The organism is Bradyrhizobium sp. Ses1 (genome assembly GCF_059512365.1).
Genome location: NZ_JCAMOQ010000141.1, coordinates 1 through 2,934, shown reverse-complemented (window position 1 = coordinate 2,934; position 2,934 = coordinate 1). Strand labels below are relative to the sequence as shown.

The following is a 2,934-nucleotide window of genomic DNA, read 5'->3' as shown; positions in this document are numbered from 1 at the left end:
CTGTACGAGCCATCAGCCGACTTAGCTCAACGGGAGAGGGCCCGCGTTGTAGGCGTGGCGGTTGCTGGTTCATCCGGCAGCCGGCTCCAATTTCGTTTCTGATGGGCCGCGGGAACTCCGCTCGGTCAGCGTGAGGGCGCCGCAAGGTGCTCTGCGCTAACGCGGTCTTGGGATCGGCTTTCAGAAAGACATTCAGCGGCCCGGCCCACCGTTCCAGCGGGTGATTCATACCGCGCATGGATGTCAAGCTGCGCACGCGCCAGAAGCCGATGGTGATCAATGGCGCGGTATCCGATTGAGACGCTGAACGGCATTCGCAATGCTGTTCTGCCGGGCGTGTGGGTAGCGCAAGAACGGGCTGAACGTGACGGCATTCCGATCTATCGCGCGGACGTCGAGCAGCCGACATCAAACACACGCACGCACACACACGATCCGCTCCTGTCGCAACCAAGAGGCAAAGTCCGCCCTACGGTTGGTCTCGGTCTTTTGCCCTGCGTTGTAGCGCTTCCCATTTGGCGCGGTTGATCTCCGGTTGCTCCGGCTTATCCACCTTCGCCATCTTGTCGGTGCCAAAAGTCACGAAGCGCCTTCACCTCTAACAGGACGTAGACGAGCAGGATCAAGTTAAAGCTCAGAAGAAGATTCGGTGTACGTCATGGTTCACCCCTCCGATGACGCGGGGGCAGAAGGTCGGCAAACCCGCCCCCGCGTCTTTTCGGCTCCATGATGGGCAATATGGCTCCGAACTTCCATCTGCCTCGGGAAAAGCTTGGGAAGCGGGAGCATAAAACGCACGACAAGGCTGTCCGCGCAAAGCAACAAATACTGAGGAACTGTGAACGTAACTCTCGCGCATCGCGAGATTTTGACCTCAACCCACAACCGTTCTCTTATAAAGAAATCGTAAATGTGCACGCATAGCGCCTTGCGACTCCTCGCTCGAACTTAGCGAGGTTGCATAAAATGATTTCATCAACAACCAGGCTCCCGCAATCACGAAAGCGCGCCGCGGCCCTTGATGGGGGGCTTTTTTGCCTTGCAGAACGCGTCGTCGTCGCGCCGAACAAAGCTTTTTGGCAACGCCGGAGGCGACGATTCGTCAACGTTTGTTGCAACGCGGGCACGGCATGCCGGCGCCGCCGCACGTGCACGCATGGATGCTAAGCCAAGGTTGGTTCGGATGGTTCTCGCAAACCCAGAGGAAGTTATCGCAGAGGGCGCACTATTTCATTCTCAGTGCACTCCCATCGGCTAACGTCAGGTGTCGTTTGCGACGCGCGCCAGTTCCTGGCAGAGCGGGCAGGTGATCGCTTCGTCCTTCGCCAGATAAACCCAATCATTCGATGCGTCTTTGCCGCAAAGCGTCCAGTACACTCGGGCATCGGGGTGGATGTCGGCGCCCTCGCAGACGTGCACAACGCCGCGGTCGTCGCACCAGTACATCGGCATGCCATTGATGGTTCGAAAGCTCGTGGCGCGCTCGGGCTCCGACCATGTGCGTTTGTCGGGGTCGTATGGCTCGATTTCAATAGTTTTCAGAGTCTAGCTCCTTTCATCCGCTTTCGGCACCCCATATCGATCTGCCGACCCGGCGGGCAGCGGCTCGCTTATTTGGTGCTCGATAGCGACGCCCTCCGGATCGTTTTCCTTAAGCCACGCCTGCGCCTCATCTTCGGTATCGAATTTTTTGAAGGTGTCCCGTCCTTTGTAGATCCAGACTGTTGTCATCAGAGAGACTCCTCAACCTAGGTCATCATCCGCCGTTACCGTCGCCTCGAAGTCCTCCGGCATCTCGGGAGGATTACCTCTGTTGCACCACGGGCACGGGGCGCCGGCTCCGCCGCATGTGCAAGCTCGCGCCTCGTGATCCGGCTTCCCGGAGGCACGAACTAGACTAAAAATGAACGATCTTGCCTCCACCGTTTTAACTAGGCGGAGGCGGCCATGAGCCATAGCACCGATCGCCAAGAGTTAGAGCGCCAACTCGAACAGGCGAAGCGGCTGGCTTCCGGGATAACCGACCAAACGACCTATCAGCGGCTCAAGGCGTTCGTCGAGGATCTGAGGGAGAGCCTGCAACGGCGCCTAGCCGCGCGGCGGTCCAAGCAAGCAATCAGGGCTCGTGCCCACGAACTCTGGGAACAGCACGGGCGGCCTACGGGCCGAGACCTCGAGTTCTGGTTCCTGGCAGAGCGGGAACTTAGCGAGGATGAAAACGAGTGAGCACGCGTCCCGAAGGGGACGCACCCAGCCAAGCGAGAGTTCGGGGCGGCCCCGATACTTAGAGCGTGCTATCATGTCGCCTCACAGGAGGTAGTCGCAATGTCGGCTTCAAAGAAACCGCTAAAACCCGATGATTTTCCAGTGCAAGCCGAAGGCAAAAAGATCAAGAAACAGGACGGCACGCCGATCGCGACCACTGAAGATTCACCGATCGCCAATGACGTGGCAGAGCGCCTCAATGAGGACGAAGCCCGCCGCGAAGAAGATAAGTGGGCCTGATCTTCCGTCGTCGACGGACGACGGGCGGCCGCGTGCGATCAGTCATCGATCAGCGTGCCGATCTACGTCGATAAGGATGACGGTCTTCGTGCTTTGACCGATTGACGGAGTGAAAATCTCTCGAGGGACCAGGCGCCGAAGGACGCGGTAGTCAGCGGATTTCGCCAATGCTTCGGCCATGGCTGCGAAGGATAAGTCGGTTTCAAGCATTTGGTGTCGCGGTCCTCCGGCTACTTCGCCCATGCGTCGCGCCTGGCTGAGTTACAAGTCTAGGACGGATACTCACAAAATGCGACGTCCGCTTCCGGGGGTAAAGCGGACGCTTTGTGCCCGTCCCGAGAATTTCGCCACATGTGAAGGGTTTCGGATGCCGGCCGCTTGAGGGAGGGCGCGGCGTATTCGGCGGCCGGCGTCCGAAAGCCTCCAAGG

4 protein-coding genes and 1 tRNA gene are annotated in these 2,934 nt (G+C 59.0%); 3 read left to right on the top strand and 2 right to left on the bottom strand.

The window, feature by feature from the left end:
• Positions 1 to 15 precede the first annotated feature (15 nt).
• Positions 16 to 89 (top strand) — tRNA-Tyr (locus tag AC5ZG5_RS45890).
• A 1,171-nt stretch (positions 90 to 1,260) separates the two neighbouring features.
• On the opposite strand, the gene AC5ZG5_RS45885 is transcribed toward AC5ZG5_RS45890, so the two are convergent.
• Positions 1,261 to 1,452, bottom strand: a complete 192-nt coding sequence (locus tag AC5ZG5_RS45885) for a hypothetical protein (RefSeq protein WP_456647182.1) — start codon at positions 1,450 to 1,452, stop codon at positions 1,261 to 1,263.
• A gap of 93 nt (positions 1,453 to 1,545) precedes the next feature.
• Positions 1,546 to 1,731 carry a hypothetical protein gene (locus tag AC5ZG5_RS45880; protein ID WP_456647183.1) on the bottom strand — a complete coding sequence of 62 codons (186 nt, stop codon included), beginning with the start codon at positions 1,729 to 1,731 and terminating at the stop codon, positions 1,546 to 1,548.
• A 216-nt stretch (positions 1,732 to 1,947) separates the two neighbouring features.
• Here AC5ZG5_RS45880 and AC5ZG5_RS45875 point away from each other — a divergent pair, with 216 nt between their 5' ends.
• A complete protein-coding gene (locus AC5ZG5_RS45875) occupies positions 1,948 to 2,226 on the top strand; it encodes a DUF2934 domain-containing protein (protein ID WP_456647184.1) in 279 nt (92 codons plus the stop codon).
• A gap of 99 nt (positions 2,227 to 2,325) precedes the next feature.
• Complete coding sequence (locus tag AC5ZG5_RS45870; RefSeq protein ID WP_456647185.1) at positions 2,326 to 2,505, top strand: hypothetical protein; 180 nt, start codon at positions 2,326 to 2,328, stop codon at positions 2,503 to 2,505.
• The last annotated feature ends 429 nt before the right edge of the window (positions 2,506 to 2,934 follow it).